Source organism: Brasilonema octagenarum UFV-OR1 (assembly GCF_963888615.1).
Lineage (GTDB): Bacteria > Cyanobacteriota > Cyanobacteriia > Cyanobacteriales > Nostocaceae > Brasilonema > Brasilonema sennae.
The window spans coordinates 1-5238 of the sequence record NZ_CAWPKW010000207.1 but is presented as its reverse complement, the minus strand read 5'-3'; the positions used below and the strand labels follow the sequence as shown (position 1 = coordinate 5238).

Genomic DNA, 5238 nt, shown 5'->3' with positions numbered 1-5238 from the left:
CCACCGCGAACTTTGCGGGAGGAACATCCACACCGCAAATTCGCTCTCTGCGGTTTTTTTCAACGCTAATTTACGGTATAAAAGCAGTATCAATTAAGTCCAATTGCATAGCATTGCCACTGGAAAAACCAAGACTTTCATAAACTGGTTGACCCATTGTAGAGGCGTCAAGACGTACTCGCGTACAACCAATTTCTTTCAAATAGTTAACCGTCGTGCTAATTAATTGTTTGGCGATACCTTGTCTGCGGTAAGCTGGTTCAACATAAACGCCCCAAATGTAACCAGTTTTGCGAAATTGCTGCTTGAGAATATTTGGGTAAAGACCTCTGACTGTATAGAGTTGACAACTTGTAGAACCAACAATTACACCCTCAACTTCTGCCACAAATGCTTTGTAAAATAAATCCTGACGAGCCTGCTCTATAAACTGAACGATAATATCAAGCCAATCAGGGTTAATAGCATCATCAGCAACACCAATATCTTTCGACATATGATAGAAGTGCTTTGCAATAAGTGAGTCTTCTTGTTGAGTAGCTTCTCTAATAGCAATTTTCATCTTTACAAATCTAAATGCATGGCGTTACTACTGGAAAAACCAAGTTGCTCATAAACTGGTTTACCTAATGGAGAGGCGTTAAGAATGACTTGGGTACAACCTACTGCTTTCAAATAGTTAACTGTTGTGCTGGTTAATTGCTTAGCAATACCTTGTCTACGGTAAGCTGGCTCAACGTAAACGCCCCAAATGTATCCATATTTGCGGTAATGTGGCATGAGAACATTTGGGTATAAACCTGAGTAAAGTTGACAACTTACAGAACCAACAACTGAACCATCAACTTCTGCAACAAACGCTTTGTAAAACAAATCCCGACGCGCTTGTTCCATGAACTGGAGGGTTATCTCAAGCCAGTTAGGATCAATGGCGTCATCAGGAACACCAATATCTCGCCACAAATTACACGAGTGCTTTGCAACCAGTGAATCTTCTTGTGGAGTTGCTTCTCTGACCTGAATTGTTGATTGTGTCCGCATAAGTAACTTCACCTCAAATTTGGAATTATACCAAAGGAGGCTAATGATAGAAAAAGTGTATGTTAGGCAAAAGTTTTGCTCGATAGTCTATTGTTAGGGTAATTTTTCATAGTGGTTTTTTACAAGAGCCACTTTTGTGATTTTATATAAGTCCACTTTGAACGCTCAGCAAGTATGGATTTTGCCCTTACGCTCTTACGCAATTCCCCTTCACCACTTCATCAACAGCTTTACGAAGAACTGCGTCAAGCCATTCTTGGCGGGAGGTTATTACCAGGAAGACGAATTCCTTCTACACGTCAGCTTGCCAAATCTTTAGGGATTTCTCGCACAACTGTGACTCAAACTTACGATCAACTCTTGAGTGAGGGATATATAGAAACTGTTCTAGGTTCTGGTACTTTTGTTTGCACTCAACTTCCTGATGATTTACTGCGTTCAACGCCGATTTCATCAACTGAAAAAATGACTCGTCCACCAGTCAAGTTATCTAAATATGGTGATTCTTTAGTTAAGACAAAAAATGTCCCTAGAATTCCTGAGCCGGAAATGCCAATTAACTTCCGCTACGGACGCCCAGCCTTAGAGCAATTTCCGATCAAGCTATGGCGCAAACTACTTTCTCATTACTGTTGCTCTGATTTGGAATGGCTTGATTACTCAAGGGATATTCTAGGATACAAACCTTTGCGGGAAGCTATTTCTCGATATCTCTGTCGTTCCCGCGCTGTCAACTGTGAACCAGAGCAAGTGCTCATTGTCAATGGAACTCAGCAAGCACTCGATTTAATTATGCGCTTGTTCATTGAACCTGATGATGTTATTGCTATGGAAGACCCAGGATACTTAAGCGCACGGCTCATATTTCAGACTCATGGTGCTAAGCTCTTACCCATTAGTGTGGATGATTCAGGCTTAATAGTTAAAGACTTAGCTAATAATTCTAACGAACAAATCCGGCTTGTTTACGTGACACCTTCTCATCAATTTCCCACAGGTGCAATACTTTCTCTACCTCGACGATTAGAATTACTCACTTGGGCACGACAAACAGGGGCTTTCATCATCGAAGACGACTATGATAGTGAATATCGCTATGGTGACAAACCGATTCCAGCTTTACAAGGATTGGATCGCAGTGATTCTGTACTTTATATTGGTACGTTTTCCAAAGTGCTGTTTCCTTCGCTGCGAATTGGTTATTTAGTCCTACCAAAAAGTTTGATTTCTGTTTTTGCTCGTGGTAAATGGTTGAGCGATCGCCATCTCCCCTTACTCGAACAACAAGTTCTCACAGACTTTATCGAGGAAGGACATTTAGAACGCCATATTAGAAAAATGCGATCGCTTTACGATCAGCGTCGTCAAGCCCTTGTGAAGGCATTAAACGTTTATTTTGGAGACAAAGCAACGATTTTGGGAGAGAAGGCGGGAATCCATCTCATGGTGAGATTGCACAGTCCTTTTAGTGATCAAGAGATTATCCAACGTGCTGCTTCGCATGGTATTGGGATGATGTCTGCTGCACCTCATTATCTCATACCACATTCTCAAGGAGAATTTATTTTTGGTTACGGTGAACTAACACAGCAGCAGCTGATGGAGAGCATTTGTACGATAGCTCAAATTTTATTTTCCCCGGAATAGCCTCCGCAAAAATAGACCAATTCTTACAAATATATCTTCGAGCCAAAGCATAATTTGGTCTAGCCATTCAAGAACTTGCTCCAGAGGATGTTTTTCATAGCCAATCGTTTGAGCTTGTGCTTCAATCCAATCTGGTTTCGCCTCAACTTGAGTGGTTTGCTGCTGCTGATAAAGAATTTCTCCCTTCTTATCTTTAATTAGGTTGCTCTGAGTTTCGGATTGAAAAATAGGGGAATGGGAAGATGAGGATGACTTCCATATTTTATTTGCGTAGCTTGCTTGTAGAGCAGATTTTGAATTTTGAATTAGCTCTTTCGCTTGACTCAAAACGCTGAGGTATTTTAAATGGATTTGTCTGGTTATCTTCACATCAGGACTCGCGGGCAGAGAAGATTTTGGAGACGAAATCTTCACATCAGGACTCGCAGGAAGAGCAGATTTTGGAGACTCAGATGATGTCACTAAAAATTGTTGTTCGTTAACAACCTCTGTTACTTCATGTAAATCTCCAAACAAATCGTCCATTGTTAACCAAGGATCTGCTATATTCTCGCTTGGTAAATCACGGCTTTCGGGCAAAGCTGAGGCAAAAGGACGCTGTGGTAATTGTACAGTTTTTGATTTTTTCTTTGAACCTATTGATAAGAATTGGTTAATACTATTTGTTGGAGTTTTTTGTTCTAGTTTATTAGTGTTGCGCTCGCCAAAAAAATAATTAATGGCTCCCCAAATTAGAGCTTGGACTTTCGACGTTTGATGTTGTGAATCACCATCTAATGTTTTTCGTTCAGTGGTCAGTGGCTGGTCTTTACCGTAGACAAAGATATTTAGCTGATTTTGAACAGTTCGGAGCAATTGTCCAGTCGTACGAGATATTGTGACTACAGCACGAGATTCTATTTGGGCGATCGCTACGTCTAGTGATGGTAGTTTTTGGAAAAATCCAGGTAATTCTTGATACTCTTTTTCCTCTTCTGTTCCCGTTGCTTGAGGTAGGGCAGGTATGCTTTGAGGACTACCCGTCAATTTGTTCAGCAGACGATCAATTTCAGATAATACTTTTGTTTCGTCTTTGCTTTGAGTCAACTGCCAAGAACGCCATCTAGCAACTTCCTGAAGAATCCGGTTTTGCAATATCTCCTGCTGTCGAAGCGTTAAAATATCGAGAATTTTATTTTCAATCGTAACGAGTACCAAATTACGACTTCCTAAATCTGAAGCAATTCCCCGCACTATTGGGGGAGATGAGACTGTCGGAGAGTTCGGGTGTGAGACAATCAGGGGAGATGAGACAGTGGGGAATATAGAAAAGTAAGGTATCCAGACAGTTAGGGAGTTCTTTTTCCCGGCTTTCCCCGGCTTTGGTGCTTCTGCAATTTCCAGAGTCACCGCTGCTTCTAGAACTCGCTGAACTGGAGTATCTACAGATGAAACAGTTTCCGAGTTACTCTGACTTTCTTGTAACTGGAATCTGGATTGTTGCTCATTTGTATGCAGTTGTTTCCCGGCTGACTCTGTTGCTTTGTGAATCAGCATATACACGCTCGTAAGTAGAGCCTCTAATGACCAATTAGCAGCGACTTGTACATGCCGTATGGTACGCTCAAACTGTTCACCCCAGCGCCGAGATTGCTGGTGGAAAAAGTTGAAAAGTCTGCTTTGATAACGACCAGGGGTAGCAGGAGGCATAATAAATTCAAAATTCAAAGTTCAAAATTAAGAAAACAACCAGTGCTAGTAATTGGTCTAGTCCCTAGCTGTGTACAAGTTCAATGCGTGACGTAATGGTGAACTTTTGTTAAGAGTGTTGCTTAGCTGTCGGACTCGCACCAAACAATAAATCGAAAGAGTGTTGATGATAATGAGTTTCCTCATCTTAGCGAAATTATGACCTCTGAAGTATCTCAAGCTAATACTAAATTTATCTTGGAAGCAATAGAGAAATTGCGCTCCTGTGTAAGAGTAAATAATTTGTCATCCTGGCAATGCTTGGAAGCTGACTTGCCTCTGGCTGACGATTTTTCGCTTTGGAGTCTTGCCCAGTTAAACGCCAAAGGACACATTGGTTGGGTCCTTGGGCAAAATGTGCTATGGTTGGTGCAAAAATTAGTTATTCCCCAAGATTTACAGGGTTACCCGCTACAAGGTTTGTCTTTGCGGCTATCACTGGTTTGGTGGGCAGATTCTGCTCAAGTTTATGTTAATGGAAAGTTGGTGCTTGAGGGAGATTTGTTTGATAGTTCGCCAAGGGTACTACTGAGTGATGCGGTGACACCAGGAGATGAATTTATCATAGCTTTGCGTTTGGTAAGTCCGGGGCATTGTGATGGTGCTCTTGTTAAGTCGCTGCTGATTTATGAGTCTACGGATGAGAATCGCCCAGATCCCGGTTTTGTGGCTGATGAGTTGGCTGTGATGCAGCGGTTTTTGGAAACTTTTGAGCCGCAGAGGTTGGAGGATTTGGCGGGGAGTGTGGCGGGGATTGATTGGGAGGAAACGAACCGCCCTTCGGGTTCGCCAGTCCCCCAAACTCCTGCGGAGACGCTACGC

4 protein-coding genes and 1 pseudogene are annotated in these 5238 nt (G+C 42.0%); 2 read left to right on the top strand and 3 right to left on the bottom strand.

Annotation, left to right across the window (positions count from 1 at the left end):
• Window positions 1–70: 70 nt before the first annotated feature.
• Window positions 71–562 (bottom strand): GNAT family N-acetyltransferase, encoded by a 492-nt coding sequence (locus tag AC5590_RS15600; protein WP_169268850.1) that lies wholly within the window; start codon window positions 560–562, stop codon window positions 71–73.
• A 2-nt stretch (window positions 563–564) separates the two neighbouring features.
• Window positions 565–1041 carry a GNAT family N-acetyltransferase gene (locus AC5590_RS15595; RefSeq protein WP_169268849.1) on the bottom strand — a complete coding sequence of 159 codons (477 nt, stop codon included), beginning with the start codon at window positions 1039–1041 and terminating at the stop codon, window positions 565–567.
• Between the two features lie 174 nt (window positions 1042–1215).
• Between AC5590_RS15595 and pdxR the strand changes: the two genes are divergently transcribed.
• A complete protein-coding gene (gene pdxR, locus AC5590_RS15590; RefSeq protein ID WP_169268848.1) occupies window positions 1216–2688 on the top strand; it encodes a MocR-like pyridoxine biosynthesis transcription factor PdxR in 1473 nt (490 codons plus the stop codon).
• Here pdxR and AC5590_RS15585 read toward each other — a convergent pair.
• On the bottom strand, window positions 2671–4377 hold the full coding sequence (locus tag AC5590_RS15585; RefSeq protein WP_169268847.1) for a hypothetical protein: 1707 nt from the start codon (window positions 4375–4377) through the stop codon (window positions 2671–2673). The genes pdxR and AC5590_RS15585 overlap by 18 nt on opposite strands.
• 198 nt (window positions 4378–4575) lie before the next feature.
• On the opposite strand from AC5590_RS15585, the pseudogene AC5590_RS15580 reads away from it, so the two are divergent.
• Window positions 4576–5238: pseudogene (locus AC5590_RS15580) on the top strand (alpha-mannosidase); the annotation flags it as partial.

Coding starts and splice junctions, on each gene's coding strand:
- AC5590_RS15600 (WP_169268850.1), bottom strand. CDS start 562: ATGAAAATTGCTATTAGAGAAGCTACTCAACAAGAAGACTCACTTATT.
- AC5590_RS15595 (WP_169268849.1), bottom strand. CDS start 1,041: ATGCGGACACAATCAACAATTCAGGTCAGAGAAGCAACTCCACAAGAA.
- pdxR (WP_169268848.1), top strand. CDS start 1,216: ATGGATTTTGCCCTTACGCTCTTACGCAATTCCCCTTCACCACTTCAT.
- AC5590_RS15585 (WP_169268847.1), bottom strand. CDS start 4,377: ATGCCTCCTGCTACCCCTGGTCGTTATCAAAGCAGACTTTTCAACTTT.